This is a genomic window from Blastococcus sp. SYSU DS0539, from assembly GCF_054050855.1.
In genome coordinates this window covers 26,117-50,021 of record NZ_JBJHAF010000002.1, presented here as the reverse complement: position 1 = coordinate 50,021, position 23,905 = coordinate 26,117, and the positions used below count along the sequence as shown (strand labels likewise).

The 23,905-nt window shown below is 74.1% G+C and carries 25 protein-coding genes; 11 read left to right on the top strand and 14 right to left on the bottom strand.

Annotation, left to right across the window (positions count from 1 at the left end):
- Positions 1–77: 77 nt before the first annotated feature.
- The 8 genes from ACI790_RS02365 to ACI790_RS02330 all read left to right on the top strand — a co-directional run bounded on the left by ACI790_RS02365 (position 78) and on the right by ACI790_RS02330 (position 8,859).
- The gene (locus tag ACI790_RS02365; RefSeq protein ID WP_456568181.1) at positions 78–515 is read left to right on the top strand and encodes a FliO/MopB family protein; all 438 of its coding nucleotides are present in this window, start codon (positions 78–80) and stop codon (positions 513–515) included.
- Positions 512–1,360, top strand: coding sequence for a flagellar type III secretion system pore protein FliP (fliP, locus tag ACI790_RS02360; RefSeq protein ID WP_456568180.1), 849 nt, complete (start codon positions 512–514; stop codon positions 1,358–1,360). Before ACI790_RS02365 ends, fliP begins: the two co-directional genes overlap by 4 nt.
- Positions 1,361–1,362: 2 nt before the next feature.
- Positions 1,363–1,638: a flagellar biosynthesis protein FliQ gene (gene fliQ / locus ACI790_RS02355; RefSeq protein ID WP_456568179.1), complete on the top strand. Its 276-nt coding sequence runs from the start codon at positions 1,363–1,365 to the stop codon at positions 1,636–1,638.
- 4 nt (positions 1,639–1,642) lie between these two features.
- Complete coding sequence (gene fliR / locus ACI790_RS02350; protein WP_456568178.1) at positions 1,643–2,407, top strand: flagellar biosynthetic protein FliR; 765 nt, start codon at positions 1,643–1,645, stop codon at positions 2,405–2,407.
- Positions 2,407–3,555 (top strand): EscU/YscU/HrcU family type III secretion system export apparatus switch protein, encoded by a 1,149-nt coding sequence (locus tag ACI790_RS02345; protein ID WP_456568177.1) that lies wholly within the window; start codon positions 2,407–2,409, stop codon positions 3,553–3,555. The genes fliR and ACI790_RS02345 overlap by 1 nt, the downstream gene beginning before the upstream one ends.
- Positions 3,556–3,693: 138 nt before the next feature.
- Positions 3,694–5,760 (top strand): flagellar biosynthesis protein FlhA, encoded by a 2,067-nt coding sequence (gene flhA, locus ACI790_RS02340; RefSeq protein ID WP_456568176.1) that lies wholly within the window; start codon positions 3,694–3,696, stop codon positions 5,758–5,760.
- Entirely contained in the window at positions 5,741–8,635 is a 2,895-nt protein-coding gene (locus tag ACI790_RS02335) for a hypothetical protein (RefSeq protein WP_456568175.1), read from the top strand. The genes flhA and ACI790_RS02335 overlap by 20 nt, the downstream gene beginning before the upstream one ends.
- The gene (locus tag ACI790_RS02330; protein ID WP_456568174.1) at positions 8,632–8,859 is read left to right on the top strand and encodes a hypothetical protein; all 228 of its coding nucleotides are present in this window, start codon (positions 8,632–8,634) and stop codon (positions 8,857–8,859) included. Before ACI790_RS02335 ends, ACI790_RS02330 begins: the two co-directional genes overlap by 4 nt.
- An 83-nt stretch (positions 8,860–8,942) precedes the next feature.
- On the opposite strand, the gene ACI790_RS02325 is transcribed toward ACI790_RS02330, so the two are convergent.
- The 7 genes from ACI790_RS02325 to ACI790_RS02295 form a co-directional block, all read right to left on the bottom strand.
- Positions 8,943–9,089 (bottom strand): hypothetical protein, encoded by a 147-nt coding sequence (locus ACI790_RS02325; protein ID WP_456568173.1) that lies wholly within the window; start codon positions 9,087–9,089, stop codon positions 8,943–8,945.
- Positions 9,090–9,128: 39 nt separating this feature from the next.
- A complete protein-coding gene (locus tag ACI790_RS02320; RefSeq protein ID WP_456568172.1) occupies positions 9,129–9,878 on the bottom strand; it encodes a type IV toxin-antitoxin system AbiEi family antitoxin domain-containing protein in 750 nt (249 codons plus the stop codon).
- Between the two features lie 169 nt (positions 9,879–10,047).
- Complete coding sequence (locus ACI790_RS02315) at positions 10,048–11,343, bottom strand: PhoH family protein (RefSeq protein WP_456568171.1); 1,296 nt, start codon at positions 11,341–11,343, stop codon at positions 10,048–10,050.
- A 249-nt stretch (positions 11,344–11,592) separates the two neighbouring features.
- Entirely contained in the window at positions 11,593–11,730 is a 138-nt protein-coding gene (locus ACI790_RS02310; RefSeq protein ID WP_456568170.1) for a hypothetical protein, read from the bottom strand.
- A gap of 47 nt (positions 11,731–11,777) precedes the next feature.
- Complete coding sequence (locus tag ACI790_RS02305; protein ID WP_456568169.1) at positions 11,778–12,152, bottom strand: hypothetical protein; 375 nt, start codon at positions 12,150–12,152, stop codon at positions 11,778–11,780.
- Positions 12,153–12,155: 3 nt separating this feature from the next.
- The gene (locus ACI790_RS02300; protein ID WP_456568168.1) at positions 12,156–13,373 is read right to left on the bottom strand and encodes a DUF885 domain-containing protein; all 1,218 of its coding nucleotides are present in this window, start codon (positions 13,371–13,373) and stop codon (positions 12,156–12,158) included.
- 47 nt (positions 13,374–13,420) lie between these two features.
- Complete coding sequence (locus ACI790_RS02295; protein WP_456568167.1) at positions 13,421–14,200, bottom strand: isoprenyl transferase; 780 nt, start codon at positions 14,198–14,200, stop codon at positions 13,421–13,423.
- A gap of 140 nt (positions 14,201–14,340) precedes the next feature.
- Between ACI790_RS02295 and trhA the strand changes: the two genes are divergently transcribed.
- Entirely contained in the window at positions 14,341–15,153 is an 813-nt protein-coding gene (gene trhA / locus ACI790_RS02290) for a PAQR family membrane homeostasis protein TrhA (RefSeq protein ID WP_456568166.1), read from the top strand.
- 102 nt (positions 15,154–15,255) lie between these two features.
- On the opposite strand, the gene ACI790_RS02285 is transcribed toward trhA, so the two are convergent.
- The 6 genes from ACI790_RS02285 to mca form a co-directional block, all read right to left on the bottom strand.
- Positions 15,256–16,506: a geranylgeranyl reductase family protein gene (locus tag ACI790_RS02285; RefSeq protein WP_456568165.1), complete on the bottom strand. Its 1,251-nt coding sequence runs from the start codon at positions 16,504–16,506 to the stop codon at positions 15,256–15,258.
- A gap of 34 nt (positions 16,507–16,540) precedes the next feature.
- On the bottom strand, positions 16,541–16,735 hold the full coding sequence (locus ACI790_RS02280) for a hypothetical protein (protein WP_456568164.1): 195 nt from the start codon (positions 16,733–16,735) through the stop codon (positions 16,541–16,543).
- A gap of 143 nt (positions 16,736–16,878) precedes the next feature.
- On the bottom strand, positions 16,879–18,318 hold the full coding sequence (locus ACI790_RS02275) for a sodium/glutamate symporter (protein WP_456568163.1): 1,440 nt from the start codon (positions 18,316–18,318) through the stop codon (positions 16,879–16,881).
- Between the two features lie 217 nt (positions 18,319–18,535).
- Positions 18,536–19,357 carry a discoidin domain-containing protein gene (locus tag ACI790_RS02270; protein ID WP_456568162.1) on the bottom strand — a complete coding sequence of 274 codons (822 nt, stop codon included), beginning with the start codon at positions 19,355–19,357 and terminating at the stop codon, positions 18,536–18,538.
- A gap of 55 nt (positions 19,358–19,412) precedes the next feature.
- The gene (locus ACI790_RS02265) at positions 19,413–19,742 is read right to left on the bottom strand and encodes a hypothetical protein (RefSeq protein WP_456568161.1); all 330 of its coding nucleotides are present in this window, start codon (positions 19,740–19,742) and stop codon (positions 19,413–19,415) included.
- Positions 19,739–20,626 carry a mycothiol conjugate amidase Mca gene (gene mca / locus ACI790_RS02260; RefSeq protein ID WP_456568160.1) on the bottom strand — a complete coding sequence of 296 codons (888 nt, stop codon included), beginning with the start codon at positions 20,624–20,626 and terminating at the stop codon, positions 19,739–19,741. The genes ACI790_RS02265 and mca overlap by 4 nt, the downstream gene beginning before the upstream one ends.
- Positions 20,627–20,807: 181 nt before the next feature.
- On the opposite strand from mca, the gene greA reads away from it, so the two are divergent.
- A complete protein-coding gene (gene greA, locus ACI790_RS02255) occupies positions 20,808–21,374 on the top strand; it encodes a transcription elongation factor GreA (protein WP_456568159.1) in 567 nt (188 codons plus the stop codon).
- 7 nt (positions 21,375–21,381) lie between these two features.
- A complete protein-coding gene (locus tag ACI790_RS02250; RefSeq protein ID WP_456568158.1) occupies positions 21,382–21,714 on the top strand; it encodes an RNHCP domain-containing protein in 333 nt (110 codons plus the stop codon).
- Between the two features lie 124 nt (positions 21,715–21,838).
- On the opposite strand, the gene ACI790_RS02245 is transcribed toward ACI790_RS02250, so the two are convergent.
- Positions 21,839–23,899: a M3 family metallopeptidase gene (locus ACI790_RS02245; protein ID WP_456568157.1), complete on the bottom strand. Its 2,061-nt coding sequence runs from the start codon at positions 23,897–23,899 to the stop codon at positions 21,839–21,841.
- Between the last annotated feature and the right edge of the window lie 6 nt (positions 23,900–23,905).

The following is a 23,905-nucleotide window of genomic DNA, read 5'->3' as shown; positions in this document are numbered from 1 at the left end:
CGTCCGGGGGCCGCCACGGTGGTCGCACCGCCGAGCTGGGGGGACCTCCCGCTCGCGGGGGAGAGCGAGGCGGCCCGATGACCTGGATGATCATCCGGCTGTTCCTGTCGCTGGCCCTCATCGGCGGCGTGCTGTGGTTCGCCGCCCGGCTGGCCAAGAAGAAGGGCCTCGGCCAGGGCAACGGCCTGATCGAGGTCGTCGCCCGGCAGCGCATGGGCCGCACCAGCACCGTGAACGTGGTCCGGATCGCCGACGTCGTCCTGGTCATCGGCGCCACCGAGGAACAGGTCACCCTGCTGGCCGAGGTGGACGGCGCGGCCGTGGACGCCGCGCTGGCCGAGCGGCGCGCCCCCGCCCGGCTGCGCGCCGCCGGCGAGCAGGCCGAGGACGCACCGGCGATCCCGGCACAGGTCGCCCGCTCCTCCACCGGGGTGCTCGCCGGCTCCGTCCTGGACCGGAACAGCTGGGGGACGCTGGTCGACGGGCTGCGCGAGCGGACGGTCCGCAAGCCATGACCGCCCTCGTGCGGCCGTTGCCGCGAGCGGACGGCCACCGGGTGGCGCGGCGCCGCACCGCCGTCGTCCTGCTCGCGCTCGTGGCCGCCGCGGTGGCGGCGCTCCTGCTCGCCGACCCCGTGTCGGCCGCACCGACTGCGCCCACCGCCCCGACGGCTCCGGTCGCCCCGGCGGTCGACGGCAACGTGGACATCTCCATCGGCGACGGCTCGCCGAGCAGTTCCATCACCCTGATCCTCGCGATCACCGTGCTGTCGGTCGCGCCGTCGGTGCTGCTGCTCGCCACCTCGTTCACCAAGATCATCGTGGTGCTGGGGCTCACCCGGAACGCGCTCGGCATGGCGACGTCGCCGCCGAACCAGGTGCTCACCGGCATCGCCCTGTTCCTCACGCTGTTCGTGATGGGCCCGGTGTTCACCGACATCAACGAGCTCGCCGTCCAGCCGTACATGGACGGGGCGATGTCGGTCTCGCAGGCCTACGACGCCGGGGTCGTGCCGCTGCGCGAGTTCCTCCTGGACAACACCCGCGAGGACGAGCTGAAGCTGATGATCGGGCTGTCCGGCGAGGAGGCCCCCGCCGACGCGGCATCGGTCAGCATGACGACGCTGATCCCGGCGTTCGTCCTGTCGGAGCTGAAGAGCGCGTTCATCATCGGGCTGGTCATCTTCATCCCGTTCCTGGTGCTCGACATGCTCGTCAGCGCCGCGCTCATGGCGCTCGGCATGATGATGGTCCCGCCGACCATCGTGTCGCTGCCCTTCAAGCTGCTGCTCTTCGTCGTCGTCGACGGCTGGGCGCTGATCACGACCGCCCTCGTGGGGTCGTACGGGGGGGCCGGGTAGCGATGAGCGACGCCGACGTCACGGAGATCGCCGCGCAGACCATGATGGTCGCCGCGAAGGTCGCGGCCCCCATCCTGCTGACCGCGCTGCTGGTCGGCTTCCTGATCTCGCTGTTCCAGGCGGCGACGCAGATCCAGGAGGCGACCCTCTCCTTCGTCCCGAAGATGATCGCCGTCTCCATCGCCCTGCTGGTGACCGGGAACTGGGTGCTCGCCGAGCTGGTCAGCTTCACCCACACCCTGTTCGACCAGCTGCCGGCGCTGCTCGACCGGACGTAGCGCCGTGGACCTCTCGGTCCCGGCGGTCACCCTCGCCGCCCTGCTCCTCGGCACGGCGCGCGCCGCCGGCTTCGTCCTCTTCGCCCCGCCGTTCAACGCGAGGGTCATCCCGGGGGCGGTCAAGGGCGCGCTGGCGCTGTCGCTGTCGGTGCTGCTGTCGACCCAGATCGCACCGACCCTGCCGGCGCCGACGGCCGGCTTCCTGCTGGTCACCGCGCTCACCGAGGTGGTCATCGGGGCCGCGCTGGGCTTCGTCGTCCAGGTGCTGTTCACCGCGGTGCAGATGGCCGGCGACATCCTCGACCTCGCCGGCGGCTTCTCGCTGCAGCCGGGCTACGACCCGCTGGCGATGACGCAGAACGGCTCCCTGGGCAAGCTGCACTACCTGCTGGCCACCACCCTGCTGTTCACCAGCGGCGGGCACCTGCTGATGGTGAAGGGCTTCGCCACCTCCTACGAGGGCCTGCCGGTGGGCGGCGACGTACCGACCGACCAGATCGCGGCGGTGCTGATCACCGCGTTCTCGATGATGTTCCTGGCCGCGCTGCAGATCGCCGGGCCGATGGTCGCGGTGCTGCTGCTCGCCGACGTCGCGCTGGCCCTGCTCAGCCGGGCCGCGCCCGCGCTCAACGTCTTCTCCCTCGGCTTCCCGGTGAAGATCATGCTGACCCTGGCGATGCTGGGGCTCACCTTCCCGCTGCTGCCCCCGGCCCTGGACGGCCTGCTCGAGCACGGCACCCGCGCCATGATCTCCCTGCGCGGCGGCTGATGGCCAAGGACGGACCGGGCGGTGAGAAGACCGAGGCGCCGACTCCCCAGCGCCTGAAGAAGGCGCGCAAGGACGGGCAGATCCCGCGCACCCAGGAGCTCGGCACCTGGCTGGGCGTGGCGGCGGCCAGCTTCCTGCTGCCCATGCTCGTGGGCAACGCGTTCGACGCCGTCCAGCTGCTGTTCGTGCACGTCGGCTCGGTGGTGAAGAACCCCGAGCCGACCGCGGTGACCGCGCTGCTGGGCCTGGCGCTCAGGGCCTTCCTGACCACCCTGCTCCCGACCGCGCTCGCGCTCATGGTCGTCGGCGTGGCGTCGTCGGCCGCCCAGGGCGGCGTGCACGCGACGGCCAAGCCGTTGCAGCCCAAGCTGAAGAAGTTCAACCCGTTCCCCGGCCTGAAGCGCATGTTCGGCACCCAGGGCATCTGGGAGGCGACGAAGGCGCTGATCAAGACGGCCGCCCTCGGCACGGTCGTGATCATCACCAGCGATCGGGCGCAGGCGCTGGTGTCCTCCGCGGGCGCGCTGCCGCTCTCCGCCGTCGCGGCCACGTTCACCGACTCGGCCGTCCTGATGTTCCGCGTCGTCGCCGTCACCGGTCTGGTCATCGCCGTCGCCGACTACGTCGTCGTGCGGAAGAAGATGATGAAGGAGCTCCGGATGAGCAAGTACGAGATCAAGCAGGAGTACAAGCAGTCCGAGGGCGATCCGTACATGAAGGCGCACCGCCGCGGCGTGCAGATGGCGATGTCGCGCAACCGGATGATGAGCGAGGTCGCCGAGGCCGACGTCCTGCTGGTGAACCCCACCCACGTCGCCGTCGCCCTCAGGTACGACGCCGCCCAGGGCGCGCCGCGCGTGGTCGCCAAGGGCGCCGGGGCGGTCGCGGCGAAGCTGCGCGAGAAGGCCGCGGAGGCCCGGGTCCCGATGGTCCAGGACATCCCCCTGGCCCGGGCGCTGCACGCCTCCTGCGACCTCGGCCAGGAGGTGCCGCCGCAGCTGTTCACCGCGGTCGCCCGGGTGCTCGCCTTCGTCATGCACCTCGGCGCCCGCGGGGTGCGCGGCGGCCTCCACCGACCGGGCTTCGAGGCGCCCGACACGACCGACCTGCCGAAGGCCGGCCGGCGCCGCCCGACCGTCGCCGCCTGAGCCCGCCCCGGCCGGGGACGGCCATGATCACGTCCCCTCGTCATGGCGCTTCCACCCGCACGGTGGACGGTGCGGGAGGACGGCGGTACCGCCGCGCACCCCGCCTGCCGATGAGGGAGGGGTGAGCCAGCGTCGGTCGTGCCCGCCCCGGACGGGCCAGTGAAGGGCCTGGGCAAGGCCGCCGTCCCGATCGGCGTCGTGTCGATCGTGCTCATGCTGGTGGTCCCGCTGCCGGCGGCGCTGCTCGACCTGCTGCTCGGCCTCAATATCACCGTCTCGCTGCTGATCCTGCTCGTCGCGATGCAGATCCGGCGGCCGCTGGACTTCGCGGTCTTCCCGTCGCTGCTGCTGGTCGCGACGCTGTTCCGGCTCTCGCTGAACGTCTCGTCCACCCGCCTGGTGCTCACCGACGGCTATGCCGGAAAGGTCATCGAGGCCTTCGGGCACTTCGTGATCGGCGGCTCGCTGATCGTCGGCCTCGTGGTCTTCCTGATCCTGACCATCGTGCAGTTCGTGGTGATCACCAACGGTGCCGGACGCGTGGCCGAGGTCGGTGCCCGGTTCACCCTCGACGCGATGCCCGGCAAGCAGATGGCGATCGACGCCGACCTCAACGCCGGCCTGATCAACGAGGCCCAGGCGCGCAAGCGCCGGCACGAGGTCACCGCCGAGGCCGACTTCTACGGCTCGATGGACGGCGCCAGCAAGTTCGTCAAGGGCGACGCCATCGCCGGCATCATCGTGACGCTGGTCAACCTGCTGGGCGGGTTCGCGATCGGGGTCATGCAGCGCGGGATGCCGCCCGGCGAGGCGGTCTCCACCTTCTCCCTGCTGACCGTCGGCGACGGCCTGGTCTCCATGATCCCGGCGCTGCTGCTCTCCACCGCCACCGGCATCATCGTCACGCGCTCGGCCACCGAGGGCGACATGGGCAGCGACCTGCTCGCCCAGCTCGGCCGCTTCAAGCAGCCGGTGCGCATCGCCGGTGGCGCGGCCATGGCACTGTGCCTCCTGCCCGGCCTGCCGAAGCTGCCGTTCTTCGTGATCGGCGCGCTCTTCCTCTTCCTGGCCACCCGCCTGACCGACCGGCCGGAGGTCGACGAGGACGCCGAGGGCGCCGCGGCCGCCGGCGAGCTGGAGCCCGCGCCGGACTCCCCCGAGGCCATCGCCGAGAGGATGCGGGTCGACCCGCTGGAGCTCGAGGTCGCCTTCGACCTCGTCGACCTGGTCGACACCGCCCGCGGTGGGGACCTCCTCGACCGGGTCAAGGCGCTGCGCCGGAAGGTCGCCATGGAGACCGGCCTGGTCATCCCGCTGGTGCGCACCCGCGACAACCTCGACCTGCCCTCGTCGCAGTACGTCATCTGGCTCAACGGCGTCCCGGTGGCCAAGGGCACCTCCCCCGCCGGCACCGTCCTCGCCATCGGCGACGCCCTGGACGGCCTGCCCGGCAAGCCGACCATCGAGCCGGTGTTCGGCCTGGCCGCCAAGTGGGTGCCCGCCGAGCTGCAGCGCGCCGCCGAGATGGCCGGGGCGACCGTCGTCGACCGCTCCTCGGTCATCACCACCCACCTCGCCGAGGTCGTGCGGCAGAACGCCGCCGAGCTCCTCGGCCGGGAGGACGTCCGCCTGCTCGTGGAGATGGTGCGCCGCACGCACCCGGTCGTCGTCGAGGAGCTGACCCCCACGGTGCTCACCCTGGGAGAGGTGCAACGCGTGTTGCACGCGTTGCTCGCCGAAGGTGTGTCGATCCGGGACCTGGTGCGCATCTTCGAGGCACTCTCTGTGCGTGCCAAGCACTCGACCGAACTCGACGGTCTCGTCGAGGCGGCCCGGTCGGCGCTCGGCTCGGCGATCAGCCAGCCCTACGTCACGCCGGACGAGCGACTGCACGTGTTCACCCTGGAGCCGGGGTTCGAGCAGCGCCTGCTCGAGTCGGTCCGCCAGAGCGAGGCGGGCGCCGTCCTGGCGCTCGACGCCGGCGCGGTGGACGCCCTCGTCCACGGCTGCAGCGGCATGCTCGAGGAGGCCGAGCGGCAGGGCCTGTCCCCGGTCCTCGTCTGCTCGCCCCAGGTGCGCGCGGCCCTCGCGCGGCTGATGCGCCAGATCCTGCCCCGGCTGCCGGTCATCTCCTACGCGGAGGTGTCCCGGACGGCCCAGATCGAGTCGCTGGGAGTGGTGAGCGGTGCCGTTGCGATCCGTTGAGGCTGCCTCGCGCGACGACGCGATCGCGGCCGCGCGCGAGCAGTTCGGGCCGCACGCCCGGGTCGTCGGCGTGCGCCGGGTCCGCTCCGGGGGCGTGCTCGGCTTCTTCGCCACCGAGCGCTTCATCGCCGAGGTGGCGCCCGACGAGTTCCACCGTCCCGGCGTCCCCTCGCCGTCGACCGGCCCCGCTCCCGCCGCCTACGACTCCCCGCTGGCGTCGGCCGCTCCCGCGCGCGCCCGCACCGCGGCACCCGCCCGCAACGGCGCGGCCGCGTGGGCCGCGGAGGCCGCGCGTCCGCTCGCCCCGTCGTCCGGCGCGGCTCCGGTGCGGGAGGCCTCGTCGCGCCCGGTGACGGCGCGGCCCACCCCGGCGGCGCGGTCCACCGGCGACGACGACCGGCTCGACGAGCTGGCCGGCCTGCTGGGTGGCCCCGCGACGTCCTCCGTCCCCGCGCCGGGCGACGGCGCGCCGTCGGCTCCGTCGGCCCCGTCGGCTCCGTCGGCCCCGTCGGCTCCGTCGGCTCCGTCGACCGGCTACGGCCGGGCCGCGGCGCACCGCGCCACGTTCCCCACCGCCACCCGCGAGCCGGCTGCCCCCGCGCCGCGCGAGCACGCGGTCCCCGAGCCGGCGGAACGGCCCGTGACCACGTCCCGCGACGACGCCCCGGCACCGGCTCCCTCACCGTTCACGGCGGCGCTGGCCCGCATGGTCTCCGGTGACCGGGAGGTGCGCCAGGCGGTCGCCGAGGCGCTGGCGCAGCCCACCGCGCTCCCGTCCGCGGAGCCGGCCTCCGGGACGTCCGCGAATGCGCTCACCGGCACGCCGGCGCCCCGTCGCACCTTGGCCGCGGCCATCCGTTCAGCCCCGTCGACGCGGTCCGAGGCCGTGCACCAGGAGGAGACCACGGTGAGAGAACAGGCCACCGCGCCGCCCTCCACGTCCATCGCCACGGACGCGGGCCTGCCGGCCTGGGCGGAGCCGGAGCGGTCCGCCGCGCCGTCCCCGTCGACGCGCCAGGAGGAGATCGCCGAGGCGCTGCGCGCGGCCCTGGCGCAGGGGCACTCCGACGAGGCGCTCGCCGGGATGCTGCGCAAGATGCTCGCGGGTGACCCGCCGCAGGAGGCCATCGCCGAGCCCGTGACCGAGCCGGTCCTGGTCGAGCCCGAGTTCGCCGGGACCGTGGCCGAGCCGCTGCTCGCCGAGCCCGCGGCCGAGCCGCTCGCCCCGGTGGTCGCCGCCCCGATCCACGCCACTCCGGTGTCCACCGCCCCGCTGTTCGCCTCGCAGCCCGACGCGGCGCCCGTCGCCGAGGCGGCGCTCGACCTCCCGGCCCCCTCCTCCTCGTTGTCCCTGTTCGACTCCCCCGCTCCCCGGGCGACGGCTCCCGACCTGGACCGGGACGACTCCGCCGTCGCCACGCCGCTGTGGGGCGAGCCGGCCACCGACGTCCCGATCCCGTCCGACGTCCTGCTCGGCGAGCAGGCTCCGTCGGTGCCCGCCGACGGAGTCGTGTCCCCCGCTGCCGCCGTCGAGGACTGGCTGCCACCGGTCACCGCGGAGGTGCCCGTCCCGGTGGCCGCCTCCCTGCCCGCCGGCGACAAGTCGGTGGCGCCCGTCGAGGCCCCGCAGCCGCGGGAGGAGACCAACTTGCCGGTGGTCGAGACCGCCGCGACCGCTGCCGCAGAGCTCGAGGCGGAGGTAGCCGCGGCCCCAGTCGCCGTCGACCCCGCCGACGCCGCCGAGGCCGCCGAGGTGGCCGAGGTCGCCGAGGTCGCCGAGGTCGCCGAAGCCGCGGACCTGGTCGAGCTGGCACCGATGCTCGCCCGCACGGCCAGCGACCCGGCGCCGATGACGATGTCCCTGGACGCGACGACCGTCATGCCGCGCGTCTCCCTGCTCCCGTCGCTGCCGGGTGCCCGCGGCCGCGGGCTGCCGCCGGTGCCGCCGTCGTCGTCCCGTCCCGCCGTCCCGTCCTCGCGGCCGGCGGCGCCCGGGGACACGGACGAGCAGACCGCGCCGGAGGTGGCCGCCCCGGCGCGCCGCGCCCTGGCCACCGTGACCCGGCTGCCCGTGGCCCCGCTCATGGCGAGCGACGACCTGCCCGAGCTGCCCGAGCTCGACGACGCCGACGACGACGCGGCGATCACGCCGGTCGCGGCCGCGCCGGCGCCCTCGCCGCGGACCGCCGCGGCCCCGGCCACGCCGGACGAGGTCGTCGCCGGGCTCGCCGGGCTCGGCGTCCCGCAGGAGCTGCTCGGCGGGGACTTCGCCGGCCGGGTCGCGGTCGACGGCACCTACGCCGCGCTCACCCGGGCGCTGGCCGCCCGGCTGCCGGAGCTGCCCGAGCTGCCCAGTGGCGCCGGCGACGTGCTGTTCCTGGTCGGCCCGGGGGTGGAGACGCTGCGCGCCGCCCGGTCCCTGGCCGCCTCGCTCCGCCTGGACCCCGACCGGGTGCAGTGGGCGACCCGCGGCGACCTGGCGGGCCTGGCCCCCAAGGGCAGCCGAATGACGACCATCGATGCGGCGATCGACCGCCGTCAGGAGGCATCCGCCGCCGGCACGTTGACCATCGTGGCCGTCGACGCACCGCTGCGCAGCGACGTCTACTGGATGGCGCAGATGCTGGGCATCTGGTCGCCGGTCGCGGTGTGGGCCGTCGTGGAGGCGACCCGCAAGCCCGAGGACCTGGAGCTGTGGCTCGACGGGCTGGCCCGGGTGGACGCGCTCGTCGTGCAGGACACCGATCTCAGCGCGGATCCCGCCGCGGTGCTGCAGCGGCTCACCGTGCCCGTGGCCCTCCTGGACGGCGTGCGCGCCACGCCGCACCGTTGGGCGTCGCTCCTCTGCGAGCGCCTGGACAGCCCGCAGGCATGAGCCCGCTGCGCTGGGACGTGCTCCTCGTCGGGTTCGTGCTGGCCGTCCCCGTGCTCGCCCTCGGCCTGCGCGGGGACTTCACGGCCGAGGAGATGGTGAACCGGCTGCCGTGGTGCCTGGCCGCCGGCTGGGGCGCGGTCGCGCTGGTGCGCGCGGTCGCCGCTCCGCCCAAGCCCGCCCGCAAGGCCCGGCCGCGGCCCGCCGAGGAACCGGCCGACGCCTGACCCGTCCGGCCGCTCTGGGGGTCCACCTCGCGCTGTCGGAGCCCTGCAGGACCCCGCGAGCACGAGTTCGACCCCCAGAGCTGTCACCTCCGGCGGCGGGCGGCCCGTTCCCGGGCCCTGCGCACCTTGGCCGCGAGCCGGTACGGGGCGGCGAGTTCGGACCAGATCCAGCGCACCACGTCCCACTGCTCGTCCCGGACGGCGTCCTCCCGCAGCTTCTCGCCGAACACCGCATCCCCGGGCTCCTGCCCCGGCCGCAGCAGCCGGCCCTACTTCACGCGCCCGTCGAACTCCCCGACGAGCCCGGCGTCCTCCCATGCGAAGTCCGTGCGGGCGACGAGCCCCCCGCTCCCGGACCTGATCTCGAACTGCAGCGCCGACGGCGCGAGCTGCCAGCGCTGGAGGATGACCCGGCTGCGGCTCTCGCCGACGCTCTCGCTGCGGGCGTCCGCCGCCGCGACCGCGCGTGCCGCGCTCCGCGCCCCGGGCGATCCGGCGATGTCGAACAGCCGCGCGCGCAGCTGGTCGTGCGCCAGCAGGTCCCGGTGCAGCGCGGCGTCCAGCGCGACGACGGCGGCCTCGTGCGGCAGTGACCGAGCCAGGTCGAGCATCGTGCGGACCGGGCCGGTGACCGGCACGCCGCCGACGTCGACCAGCTCGTCGTCCCGGATGCGCGCCACGTGGCAGCAGAGCACCGCGCTCCGGTCGCTCCACGAGCCGGGCGGCCGGGTGACGTGCACGCGGTCGAGCGCGACGCCCCACAGCGGCAGCCCGAGGAGGACCGCCGCCGACTGGTGGCTCACGACCGCCGGCCGGCGCAGCTGCGCCACGGTGGCCGCCACGAGCAGGGCGTGGCGGGCGGCCGGTGCGGCGGGGATGACGGCGTCGACGTAGGCGCCGCGCCGCAGCCGCGACAGCTCCCCCGCACGCACGGCCCGCGCCAGTTCGTCGTCGGACCACCCCTCGGCGACGGCGTCGCGGCGGAGGCGGAGGGGCGGGACGGCAGGCTGCTCGCTCATGCGCCGACGGTCGGGGGCGGGCCGTCCCCGGTGCCAGGTCCGCGGCGATCCGGTGGACGACGACGTCTCCTGTGGACGGCTCCGCTCTGGGGGTGGTTCTCGCGCTCCGTGGCCCCTGCAGAACCCGCACAGCACGAGGAACACCCCCAGAGCGGAGGCCGGGATCAGGTCAGAGCGGCAGGTCCTCGAGCATCTCGGTGACCAGCGCCGCGATCGGCGAGCGCTCGGACCGGGTGAGGGTCGTGTGCGCGAACAGCACGTGGCCCTTGAGCTTCTCGATGACCGCGGTGACGCCGTCGTGCCTGCCGACCCGCAGGTTGTCCCGCTGGGCGACGTCGTGGGTGAGCACCACCCGGGAGTTGCTGCCCAGCCGGGACAGGACGGTCAGCAGCACGCCCCGCTCGAGCGACTGCGCCTCGTCGACGATCACGAAGGAGTCGTGCAGCGAACGACCGCGGATGTGGGTCAGCGGGAGCACCTCGATGAGGTCGCGGGCGGCGATCTCGTCGAGCACCTCCTTCGACACGAGGGCGCCGAGCGTGTCGTAGACCGCCTGCGCCCAGGGCGACATCTTGTCGCCCTCGCTGCCCGGCAGGTATCCGAGCTCCTGCCCGCCGACGGCGTACAGCGGCCGGAAGATGACCACCTTCTTGTGCGCCCGCCGCTCCATCACCGACTCGAGCCCGGCGCACAGCGCCAGCGCGGACTTGCCGGTGCCCGCCCGGCCCCCGAGCGAGACGATGCCGATCTCCGGGTCCAGCAGGAGGTCCAGCGCCACCCGCTGCTCGGCCGAGCGGCCGTGCAGCCCGAACGCCTCCCGGTCGCCGCGGACCAGGCGGACCTGCTTGTCCGGCAGGACCCGACCCAGGGCCGACCCGCGCGAGGACAGCAGCACCAGCCCGGTGTGCGTGGGCAGCTCGGCCGCCGCGGGCAGGAAGGCCTCCCCCGCCTCGTAGAGCTCGTCGAGCTCGGCGTCGTCGAGGCTCAGCTCGGCCATGCCGGTCCAGCCGGCGTCCACCACGTCGTGCGCCCGGTACTCGTCGGTCTCCAGGCCCACCGCGGCCGCCTTGACCCGCAACGGCACGTCCTTGGTGATCAGGCAGACCCGCCGGCCCTCGGCCCGCAGGTTGAGCGCCACCACCATGATCCGCGAGTCGTTGCTGTCGTTGCGGAAGCCGGCCGGGAGCACCGACGGGTCGCTGTGGTTGAGCTCGACGTGCAGCGTGCCGCCGTCCTCACCGATCGGTACCGGAGCATCCAGCCGGCCGTGGGTGACCCGCAGGTCGTCGAGCATGCGCAGCGTCTGCCGGGCGAACCAGCCCAGCTCGGGGTGGTTGCGCTTGTCCTCCAGCTCCCCGATGACCACCAGCGGCAGCACCACGTCGGCGTCGCCAAAGCGCAGCAGCGCACGGGGGTCGGAGAGGAGCACGGAGGTGTCGAGGACGAACGTGGGGCGAGTGGTCACGGTCGACTCCCGTCGGGGCGCACGGCGCGCCCCGGTCCGAAGGTGGCCGGGCCCCGGCGCAGAGGCCGGGTACCGGCCCCTCTGGTCGACGAACGCTGTCGCACCAACCGGGCCTCCCGTGGACGACGAGGGCAGCTCGCCGTCCACTGCGGACGCTAGGCCCCCGGGGTGACATCCGTGTGACGCGGACCCCACGAAACGGGGTGGATGTCACCCGGAAGACGCACCCGCACCAGCCGTCCCAGTGGGTCAGCTCGACTCGCGGCGGAGCCGGCGCGCGCCGAAGAACCAGCCGAGCACCACCAGCAGCACGGTCATCGCGACGGCCCACCAGGCCGTCCCGGTGCCGTAGCCACCGACGAAGAAGTCGCGGACCCTCTCGACCACGTGACCGAGCTTCCACCGGTTTGACCGAGGGCCTCAGCGGGCGCCGGTCACCACCGCTCGCCGGCGTCGTCGGCCCGGCGGCGCAGCGCCGGGCGCTCGACGGTGTCGGTGCGCTCGCCCGGGGGCGGCCACCGGCGGGCGTCCCCGTCCCACGCTCCCTCGTCCCACGCTCCCTCGTCCCACGCCTCCTCGTCCCACGTGCCCGGGTGCCGCCCGTCGTCGTCGGCCCACCCGCGTGCGGGAGCCCGGGACGACCGCCGGGGCCGCACGGCGATCAGCGCCCAGAGGGCGGGCACCAGCAGCACCGGCCACTGGACGGCGGGGTCGCCGAACCGGACCATGCCGGCGACCAGCAGCCCGGCCAGCCAGCCCGCGGTCCACAGACCCAGGAACCGGGCCTGCGCCGGGGAACGGGCGCGCACGGGTCAGGCGGCCGGGATCTCGGCGGCGATCCGCTGCGGGGTCAGCGGCTCGTCGAGCAGGCGGACGAAGCGGTCGGCGACCGCCTGGTCGGCGGGGCGGGCGGCCAGCCACCGGGACAGCAGGTCGAACCCCTCCACGTAGGTGGAGATGTAGGCCCGCCACAGCGGGTCGGTGAGGAAGCGGATCTGCTGCCGGGACCGCTCGGGGCTGACCAGCGCCCAGCGCTGCAGGTAGGCGCTCACCTCGTCGGCGTCGGCGCCCCGGTCGTGCAGCAGCACCGCGGCGTCCTGCCGCACCCGGTTCAGCGGCGCCGCGGCGGCCGCGATCCGCTCGGCCAGCACGCCGTCGAACCGCAGGCCGAGGTCACCGAGGATCTCGGCGGACCACGCACCCCAGCGCTCGCCGATCGCGGCCGGGACACCGAGGTCGGCCAGCCCCTCGGCCATCAGGCACTCGGGGGTGTTCACCAGGAAGACGGTGTGCTCGAGCCGCCCCGACCGCTCGACCAGACCGCTCTCCTTGCGGCAGTGCTCGGTGTGGTGCCCCGGGTAGGACTCGTGCGCCACGAGGTGCGGCAGCTGGGAGAGCCGGTGCGGCAGGTCGGCGTTGATCGCGACCCGGGACCGGTAGCCGCCCTCGTAGTAGTTGAAGCCCGACCACGGCTTGTCGGTGACCACCTCGTAGCGCACCGTCTCGACCTCCGGCAGGCCGTACTGGCCGCGCACCCGGTCGCGCAGCGCGCTCGACAGGGCCCGCACCGCGGTCTCCAGCCGGTCCGGTGGGCACTCCTCCCGACGCCGGTGCGCCGCGTACCGCTCCGCGAGCGTGCCGTCGCCGGGGAGCAGGGCGTCCAGCTCGGCGTGCGCGCCCGCGTAGGCGGCCTCGTCACCGAGCTCGACGTCGACCTGGAAGTAGCCGCGGACCTCGTCGACGAAGCCGACCGGCTCCCCGCTCATCTTCCGGGCGCTGCACTCCAACCCGGTGAGCTGGCCGCGGAGGAAGTCCGCGCGGTCGTCGGGCAGGCCCGCGGCGTCGAGCTCGCGGAGCAGCTCCCGCGCCCGGTCGCGCAGCTGCCGCGCCGTCGGGGCCGGCTCGTCCTGCACCTGGGCGCGGATCCGGGGGTCGCCGGTGTAGGCGTCGACGAAGCCCGGCTCCAGCCGGTCGAAGCGCAGCCCCAGCCGCACGTACTCCAGGGGGACGTCGAGAGCTCCCGCGGTCATGCAGGCAGTTTCGCAGCCGCGCCTGCGGCCCCGGCCGCCCGGCCCCCTTACTCCCCGAACCGACGGTGCCGCGCGGAGTAGTCGCGCAGCGCCCGCAGGAAGTCGACCCGCCGGAAGTCCGGCCAGTAGACGTCGGTGAAGTGGAACTCCGCGTTGGCCGTCTGCCACAGCAGGAAGCCCGACATCCGCTGCTCACCGCTGGTGCGGATGACCAGGTCCGGGTCGGGCTGGCCGCGGGTGTAGAGGTGGTCGGCGATGTGCTCGACCTCGAGCACGTCGACCAGCTCCTCCAGCGAGGTGCCGCGGGCCGCGTGCTCGGCCAGCAGCGAGCGGACCGCGTCGGCGATCTCCCGCCGCCCGCCGTAGCCGACGGCGAGGTTCACCGTCGCCCCCGCGCGGTCGCGGGTGTCCTCCTCGGCCTGCTTGAGGACGGCCACCGTCTCGGCGGGCAGCACCTCCGCGGCGCCCATCTGCCGCACCTTCCACGGCCGGCCGGGGCGCGACAGGTCGACGGCGACGTCCTCGATGATGCGCAGCAGCGGCTGCAGCTCGGAGTCGGGACGGCGCAGGTTGTCGGTGGAGAGCATGAACAGGGTGACCACCTGCACCCCGGCGTCGTCGCACCAGCCCAGCAGGTCGACGATCTTGTCCGCGCCGCGGCGGTGCCCGTGGGCGACGTCCTCCAGGCCGATGGCGCGGGCCCACCGCCGGTTGCCGTCCATGATCACGCCGACGTGCTTCGGCACGTCGGCGTCCACCAGTGCACGGGCCAGCCGCCGCTCGTAGAGCTGGATGAGGGCGTCACGGACCCGCCGGCGCACGCTCACGGCGGTCACCCTAGGCCCCTCACCGCCGGTCGGCCGGGAGCCCGCCGGGGCCCGTCGCGCCACGTCCGGCATCCGGGCTGGCAGGAAGCTCACAGCCCGTTCCAGATGACGCACAACCTACGGCTCCGTAGCCTCGGCGCATGAGCGTCTCTCCCCACGATCGCGCGCGAGTCCGGGTGGAGGCCGACGGGGCGGAGCTCCAGTCCGAAGCCCGGCAGGTGATCGGCACCGTCGCCGCGGAGGGCGAGCAGGTCGAGCACACCTGGACCGCCGCGGACTTCGACGACGACGACTGGGACCACCCCGACACCCGGCCCCGCGCACGCGGCTGGATCCACCTGTTCTCCTTCTTCGGCGCGATCGTCGCCGGAGCGGTCCTCGTCCCGCTGGCCTCGGCCCAGGGCGCCCGGGCCGGGTGGTCGGTGACGGTGTACTGCCTGACCATCTGCGGGCTGTTCGGGATCAGCGCGCTGTACCACCGCCGGCGCTGGTCACCGCGCGGCTGGAAGATCATGAAGCGGCTCGACCACTCGATGATCTTTCTGTTCATCGCCGGCACCTACACGCCGTTCGCGCTGCTGGCCGTGGACCAGCCGACCGGCTTCTGGGTGCTTGCCGGCGTCTGGGCGGGTGCCCTGGCCGGCGTCACCCTCAAGATGACCTGGCCGACGGCGCCGCGCTGGGTGGGCGTCCCGCTGTACATCGGCCTCGGCTGGGTCGCGGTCTTCGTGCTCACCGACATCCTGCACATCGCCGGCGTCGCCTCGATGGTGCTGCTGGCCGTCGGCGGTGTCCTGTACACCGTCGGCGGGGTCACCTACGCCCTCAGGAAGCCCGACCCGTGGCCCGGGACCTTCGGCTACCACGAGGTGTTCCACGCGATGACCGTCGTCGCGGCGATCTGCCACTACATCGCCGTCTACTTCGCGGTGTTCAACTCCCCTTTCGTCTGAGCTCCGCTCAGGCACCGCGGCCAGGAGCCGTGCCCCCGGGGGCGCTGAGCGCTGATTCGCGCCGCGCGGGACCTTCCGGGACCCCGCTCGGGCGGACCCGGGTCAGCTGAACGGCTTGCGGTCGTCGAAGCGCACGGACGCCTTCCCCGCCGTGCGCCACAGGCGGGCGACGACGTCGCGGTCCTCGTCGGTGACGAGGTTGCCCATCACACGCAGGGCGACCGTCATCAGGGCGCGCGAGCGCATCCCGACCGGCCCCGCCGCCGGCAGGAAGCGCGGCACCGTGAGCAGGCCGGCCAGCCGCCGGGCGATGGAGAACGCCTCGCCGTAGTGCCGGCGCAGCGTCGCCGGCCACGCCGCCGTCCAGTCGTCCTCGTCGAGCATCCCGGCGAGGGTGCGGCCGGTCTCCAGGCCGTAGTCGATGCCCTCACCGTTGAGCGGGTTCACGCACCCGGCGGCGTCGCCGACCAGCGCCCAGTTGCGCCCGGCCACGCCGGACACCGCACCACCCATGGGCAGCAGCGCGGACGCCGGCAGCCGGACGTCGCCGTCGAGCCGCCACTCCGCGCGCCGCGACTCGGCGTAGGTCTCCAGCAGCGACTTGAGCTGCACCCCGGCCGGACGACGGGCGGTGGCAAGGGTGCCGACGCCGATGTTCACCTCGCCGGCCTCGGCGCCCAGCGGGAAGACCCACCCGTAGCCGGACAGCAGCTCCCCCTCGGCGCCGCGCAGCTCCAGGTGCGAGGAGATCCACTCGTCGTCGGCCCGGCCGGAGCGCACGTAGCCACGGGCGGCGACCCCGTAGGCGGTGTCGCGGTGCCACTCGCGCCCGAGCACCCGGCCCAGCGGGGACCGCACCCCGTCGGCGACGACGAGCCGGCGGCAGGAGACGGTGCTCCGGCTGTCGTCGGGGTGCTCGAAGACGACGCCGGTGACCCGTTCGCCGCTCCGCTCGACGTCCACGGCCCGGGCGCCGTCGGCGGCCACGGCCCCGGCGTCGAGCGCCGCCTTCCGGATGCGGGCGTCGAGCTCGGTGCGCGGCACGGCGCTGCCGTGGTCGGGGAAGTCGCCGCCCGGCCAGGGCAGCTGCCACTCCCGGCCGAATCCGGCGGCGCGCAGGCCGCGGTTGCGGGCCTTGGACCGCGCCCAGTCCCCCAGGCCCAGGCGGTCCAGCTCGGCGATGGCGCGCGGGGTCAGCCCGTCACCGCACGTCTTGTCGCGCGGGAAGACCGAGGCGTCGGCGACCACCACGTCGTGGCCGGCGCGAGCCGCCCACGCCGCGGCGGCGGACCCGGCCGGGCCCGCCCCCACCACGAGGACGTCGGTGGCTGCGGGGACGGCATGGGCGGGCACGGAGCCCAGTGTCCCTGGCCGCGGCCGCAGGGCCTCAGCCGACCTGCGGACCCCGGGCCCGGACCTCCTCGACCGAGGTCATGGCGTCCCGCAGCTCGGTCAGCCACTCGTCGGCGTGCCGGCCGACCAGCCGCACCGCCCAGGCCAGCGCCTCCGACCGGGACCGCGCCACCCCGGCGTCGACCAGGGTGTCGAGGAGGAGCCGCTCGGGCTGGCGCAGCCGCGTCATGACCGGCACCGACGCGTGGGTCAAGAGCTGACGGGTTCTCCGGGTAAGCAGGGGCGATCGTCGCCGGGAAGGCCCGTCGCTGCGCCCAGAGCGGAACCGTCGTCCAGCGGTGCAGCGGGAGGCGGGCGCAGGCGTCCCACGGCTCAGCCGCCCGGGGCGCGGGCGGCCTCCTCGGCCGGCGTCCGGCGGCCGAACCAGAAGATGCCGACCCCCACCGACACGACCAGCAGGACGGCCATGAAGATCAGCAGCGGGATCGGGCCGAACTGGGCGATCAGCGGCAGCGACGCCGCGGTGACCAGGCCGCCGCCGAAGAAGGGCTCGAAGCCCAGCTGCTTGTAGCCGAAGGCCTCCATCGCCGGGGTGGCCGCGTTGGGGTCGGCGACCCGGATCAGGATCAGCCCGGTGGCCGTGACGCCCAGGGACTGCCCGAGGTCGCCGATGCCGCGCTCGAACCAGAACCGCGGGATCATCCGGCGGGCCAGGAAGACGAAGACCGAGATGTTCCAGGTCAGACCGGCGACGGCCAGCAGCAGGAACGTGACCCAGTTGTCCGCGATCGCCTGGATGGACAGGGTCGCCAGGGCGCTGATGATCAGCAGGTCGAGGGCGATGCCCTGGATCCGCACCATCATCTGCCGGTCGACGATGCCGGTCCGGTCGAACCGGTCGACCAGCTTCTGCACCATGACGCCGCCGATCATCGCCAGCGGGAACAGCGGGACGTACTCGAACAGCTCGACGGTGTCGGCCCACAGCGCCGCCTCCAGCGCCTGCAGCCCCTCCAGCAGGGCGAGCCCGACCAGGATGGCGACCGCGACGATGGCGAAGTGGATGGCCAGCGGCTCGACCGACGCGGTGCGCACCGTCATCGTCGCGGCCGGCTTCTGCTCCTCCTTCTCGTAGAGCCCCCGCTGCTCGGCCAGCGAGGTCTTCGCGTCGCTCTCCAGCACCTCGGCGCGGCCGGTGTGCACCCCCCAGTTGATCAGCGCGATGCCGACGACGACACCGGCGACGACGCCCACCGTGGCCAGGCCGAGCGCCAGGTCCTGCCCCTCGGGCAGACCCAGTTCCGCGAAGGTGTCGCCCAGCCCCGCCGCGGTGCCGTGCCCGCCCTCGAAGCCCACCTCGATCAGCGCGCCCACCATCGGGTCCTGGCCGAGGAAGGGCACCAGCAGGAGGACGGCGAGCAGCAGCCCGATCACGTACTGGCCGGACGCCATCGTCACGCCGAGGGCCAGCTGCGGCCCGGCCAGCTCGGCGGCCTCCTTCACCTTGGGGATCCGCTCGCCGAGGAACAGCGTCGCGAAGACCACCGAGATGAGAAGACCGGGCAGCGACGCCCAGACGTCGAGGAACTCCGCCGGCCACAGGCCGCCGGTCAGCGGGGCGCCCTCCCCGCCGATCGCCTCGGCGATGGAACCGACGACCTCCGGGCCGATCAGCAGGGCGAGGAAGCCGCCGATGATCGAGCTGGGCAGGAAGAGCTTCTGGGCGATCCGGGACCGGATCCGGATCAGCTTGGCGACCAGCAGCAGGACGCCGAGCACGAGCAGACTGAGTCCGATGAGGTCGGGGGACACGGTGCCTCCGTCGCCTGGGTGCCGCGTCGGGGGCATCGGCGCCGGCGCCCCCCACCGAGGTGGACACCTTCCCGGCTGCACGCGTCCCGGACAACCCTCGTCCGCGCCGGCCGGTATCCCACCCGGCGCGCCGGTCGGAAGTCACCGGCGCGTCGGGTCGGGGGTCACCGGCGCGTCGGGGACCGGCCCGTCCGGACGGCTGCGCTCCCCGGACCCGTCAGGGCCGCTCGTACAGCTCGATCTCGGCGGCGCCGGTGTTGCCGCCGCTGGTCGTCCCCGCGTCGATCCTCAGCACCCGCCCGGTGAAGTCGGTCGCGTTGACGATGGCGGTCGTGCCCGCCTCGAAGGGCCCGTAGGTCTGCCCGTCGTCGACGGTGACGGTGAAGGTCTCGATGATCGCCGAACCGTCGCTCATCGCCCGGCTGCGCAGCGCCACCCCCACCACGTCCACCTGGCGGCCCATGTCCAGGGTGACCGACGCGTCGTCGCCGTCGCCGTCGCTGGACCACTCCGTGCCGAGGTCACCGTCCACGGCGTTGGCCGCGGCGTAGGCCGCGGAGAACGCGGAACTGACGTCGACGACCACGGCGCCGAGGGACGCGCTCGGGCCGGGCGCGGCGGCCACCTCCGCCGGCGGCGTCCGGAAGCTCCTCAGCTCGCTGCGGTAGAGGCTGCCGTCGGCCCCGGATCCCTGCACCCGGTAGAAGTACTCGGTGTCGGGCTCGAGCCCGCGCATGACCGCCCGGTGCTCGGCGTGGGCGCCACCGCCCATGTCGGCGTCCGTGGCGGTCCCCTCGCCGAGGGACTCGTCCCGTCCGAACACCACCGCGCAGGCCATGTCCATGCTTGTCGTGACCTGCAGCGTCGCCGAGGTCCCCGACGGATCGGGCACGACGGCCGGCGGCTCGACGAACACCTGCTCCGCCGCGCGAACCCCGGGATCGACGGCTCCCTGCGTTCCCGACCCGGCACAGCCGGCCAGGGCGACGACGGCGAGGGTGGCGGGCACCAGCAGGAGGCGCCGCTGGATGAGGGTCACGGAGGGATCAACGGCCCGGCCGGAGCCCACGTTCCACCCCGCCCCGGGCGGAAGTTCAGCTCCGGTCGTCGCCGTCCCGGCGCGGCGGCTCGATCGCCAGCGGCGCGCGCCGCAGCGTGTCGAGCAGGTCCTGACCCGGCCCGCGCCGCGCCTCGTCCAGCCCGGAGAGGTCGTCGGGGACCTCGACCCGCTCCTCCTGGTCCGCCGGGTCGAAGCTGCGGGGCAGCTTCTTCAGGTGCCCGCTCATCGACCTGACCAGCAGCGCCACCGCGATGAGCAGCAGCAGGATGAGGAGCAGGCCGAACGGGCCGGCCTTGCCGACGTCCTCGGGCATCTGCTGCTGGGCAGCGGCCAGGATGCTCACCGCGTCCACCTGTGCGGTCATCGGACGGTCACCTCACTGCGGATACCGGCGAACAGGTCGTCCTCCGGGGTGGGGGTGTCGACCAGCGAGCGGGCGAGCTCGTAGTCCTCGGTGGGCCAGATCTGCTGCTGGGTGTCCACCGGACAGGCGAACCAGCGGCCCAGCGGGTCGATCTGGGTGGCGTGCGCGATCAGCGCGGCGTCGCGGACCGGGAAGTACTCGCCGCACGGCACGCGGGTGGTCACCCGGTGCGAGATGTCGTGGGCGGGATCCCACTTCTCCAGCCACTCGGCGTAGGGCGACTCCGCGCCGGTCGCGAGGATGGCCTCGTGCAGCGCCTTCGTGCGCGGCAGCGTGAAGCTCATGTGGTAGTAGAGCTTGCTCGGCTGCCAGGGCTCGCCGAGCTCCGGGTACCGGTCGGGGTCACCGGCGGCCTCGAAGGCGTGCACCGAGATCTCGTGGGTCTTGATGTGGTCGGGGTGCGGATAGCCCCCGCGCTCGTCGTAGGTGGTGATCACCTGCGGCTTGAAGCGGCGGATCAGCGCGACCAGCGGGGCGGCGGCCTCCTCGACCGGCACCAGGGCGAAGCAGCCCTCGGGCAGCGGGGGCAGCGGGTCGCCCTCGGGCAGCCCGGAGTCGACGAAGCCGAGGAACTCCTGCTCGATGCCCAGGATCTCGCGGGCCCTCGCCATCTCCTCGACACGGATCTGCGGCAGCCGCTCCCAGACCTCGGGGCGGTCCATCGCCGGGTTCAGCACCGAGCCGCGCTCGCCACCGGTGGCGGTGGCCACCATCACGCGGACGCCCTCGGCGACGTACTTCGCCATCGTGGCGGCGCCCTTGCTCGACTCGTCGTCCGGGTGAGCGTGCACGGCGAGCAGGCGCAACTGGTCGGGTTGGGTCACCGCAACAGTGTCCCCCGCCGGACGCCGACGATGACGGATGGCCACCGGGGTGTGGCCGACGCCTCGCTGGTGAGCCACCCGAACAGGCGGAACGTGTCGTCGATCACGCGCCGATACACTACGGTTCCGCATTCGGGACCGGGTCGCGCGTCGCAGCGTCGGCCGCTCCCGCGGTGTTAGCTTGGCCGGATCGACCACGGCCGTCCGCACCGGGCGGCACCCCGAGTTCCAGGAGTTCTCCCCCGTGCCCACCCCCACTGACGAGCAGGACCAGGGCATCTGGCTCACCCAGGAAGCCCACGACCGGCTGAAGGCCGAGCTCGACCAGCTGGTGGCGAACCGCCCGGCCATGGCCGCCGAGATCAACGCCCGCCGCGAGGAAGGCGATCTCAAGGAGAACGGCGGCTACCACGCCGCCAAGGACGAGCAGGGCAAGCAGGAGGGGCGGATCCGCCAGCTCACCGACCTGCTGCGCAAGGCCCACGTCGGCGAGCCGCCGACGAAGGTCACGCACGCCGCCACCGGCACCGTCATCACCATCCGGTTCGAGGGCGACGACGACACCGAGAAGTTCCTGCTCGGGTCGCGGGAGATCGCGGGCACGACGGACCTGACCGTCTACTCGCCGGAGTCGGCTCTCGGCGCGGCGATCATGGGGGCCAAGCCGGGCACGAAGGTCACCTACCAGGCGCCCAACGGCCGGGAGATCACCGTCGAGGTCGTCGGCATCGAGCCGTTCGTCCCCTGACGGGCCGGTGACCCCGCCGCGCGCCCGCTCCCGGCGGGCGGAGAACACCGGCTTCCCGTGCGTGCACTGCGCCGCACCGGTGCCGGCGAACACCGACGGGCACTACCGCAACCACTGCCCGTACTGCCTGTGGTCGCTGCACGTCGACGACCTGCCGGGCGACCGCGCCAGCGAGTGCCGGCAGCCGATGGAGCCGATCGGGCTGGTGGAGAAGTCGGGCAAGGGCTGGCAGGTGGTCCACCGCTGCACGGCGTGCGGCCACCGCCAGCCCAACCGGCTGGTCCGCGACGGCACGGCGCCCGACGACCTGGACCTGGTGCTCAGCCTCCCCTGGCTGTGACACCGTCGCCCTCCGGACGACCACCGCGGCCACGAGCCGTCCCCGGCCACCGCTGAGCCGCTGCGTCACGCCTGCGCGGACCCCTACGGGGCCCACTCGGCCGGACAACCCGTCTCGAGCGTTGTCAGCCTCGTGCCAGGCCGCGGCGGCGGAGCAGCGGGCCCGGGTCGGCGTCACGCCCGCGGACGGCGCGGAAGGCGTCCATCGGGTCCACGGAGCCGCCCACCGCGAGCAGCCGCTGCCGGAACGCGTCGCCGTTCTCCCGGCGCAGGCCGCCGTTCTCCTTGAACCACTCCACGGTGTCGGCGTCGAGCACCTCCGACCAGATGTAGGAGTAGTAGCCGGCCGAGTACCCGCCGGCGAAGACGTGCTGGAAGTAGGTGGTCCGGTACCGCGGCGGCACGAGCTCGGACGCCACCCCCGCCGCCTCCAGGGCGGCGCGCTCGAAGGCGACCGGGTCCCCGATCTCGGTCTCGGGCGTGATCCGGTGCCAGGCCTGGTCCAGCAGCGTGGCGCCCAGGTACTCCAGGGTGGCGAAGCCCTCGCCCCACAGCTGCGCGGCGTCGATCGCCTCGACGGCCGACGCCGGCAGCGGTTCGCCGGTCTCCACGTGCCGCGCGTAGCCGGCCAGGACCTCCGGCCACAGCGCCCACATCTCGTTGACCTGGCTCGGGAACTCGACGAAGTCCCGCGGCACGGCGGTGCCGGAGAACCGGGGGTAGGTCACCGCGGAGCTCAGCCCGTGCAGCGCGTGCCCGAACTCGTGGAAGAGCGTGTTCACCTCGTCGAGGGTGAGCAGCGTGGGCTGCCCCTCCGGCGCCCGGGAGACGTTGAGGTTGTTGACGACGACCGGGCGGGTGCCGAGCAGTCGCGACTGGCGGACGAAGGAACTCATCCACGCTCCCCCGCGCTTGCCCTCCCGGGCTAAGAAGTCGCCCAGGTAGAGCCCCACCTCGGCACCGTCGGCGTCGCGGACCTCCCACACCCGGACGTCGGGGTGGTAGCCGGCGAGGTCGGGGCGCGGGGTGAAGCGGAAGCCGTAGAGCCGTTCCGCGGCGGAGAAGACGCCGTCGACCAGGACCCGGTCCAGCTCGAAGTAGGGGCGCAGGGCGGCGGTGTCGACGGCGTAGCGCTCGGCCCGCACCCGCTCGGCGTAGAAGGCCCAGTCCCAGGCGGCCAGCTCGACGCCGTCGCGGGCGGCGGCCGCGCGCAGCACCTCGCGCTCCGCCTCCGCGTTGGCCACCGAGGCCGGCACCATCGAGGCGAGCATCTCGTCGACGGCGGCCGTGGTGCGCGCGGTGGAGTCGGCCAGCACCAGGTCGGCGTGGGTGTCGAAGCCGAGCAGCCGGGCCCGCTCGGCCCGCACCCGGGCGATCCGCTCGGCCACCGGCCGGTTGTCGTGCTCGCCGGCCGAGGCCCGGCTCACCGACGCCTCGAACACCCGCCGCCGCAGGTCCCGGTTGCGCAGCTTCGTGAGCACCGGCTGCCCGGTCGGCAGCACCAGGGTGAGCAGGTGACCGTCGAGGCCGCGGTCGGCGGCCGCCTGTCCGGCGGCGTCGACCTCCTCCGGGGAGAGCCCGTCCAGCTCGGCGACGTCGGCCACCCGGACGGCGGCGGCCTCGGTGGCCAGCTGCAGGTGCTGCCCGAAGGTCGTGGACAGCTCCGAAAGCTGCTGGTTCAGCTCGCTGAGCCGGGCGCGGCCGTCGACGTCCAGCCGGGCCCCGGCGAGCACGAAGTCCAGGTGGTAGCGCTCGACCAGTCGCAGCGACTCCGCGTCGAGGCCGGCGTCGTGCCGCGTGGCGTGCACGGCGTCGACCCGCCCGAACAGCGCCGGGTCCAGCCGCAGCGCGTCCTCGTGGGCGGCGGCCAGCGGTGCGATCTCCCGCTCGATCTCCCGCAACCTCGGGGTGGCCACCGACGACGAGAGGTTGCCGAAGACCGACCACGCCCGGTCCAGCAGGGCGCCCGAACGCTCCAGCGCGACGATCGTGTTCTCGAAGCCGGGCTCCTCGTCCGACCCGACGATCGCCTCGACCTCCCGCCGCTGCTCGGCCATGCCCGCCAGCAGCGCCTCCCGGCAGTGCTCCAGGTCGACGTCGGCGAAGGGGGGCAGCCGGAAGGGCAGCTCCGACGGCGCGGCGAGCGGGTTGGCGGGAGACAGGGTGGGGGCGTCGACGGTGCTCATCGCGTC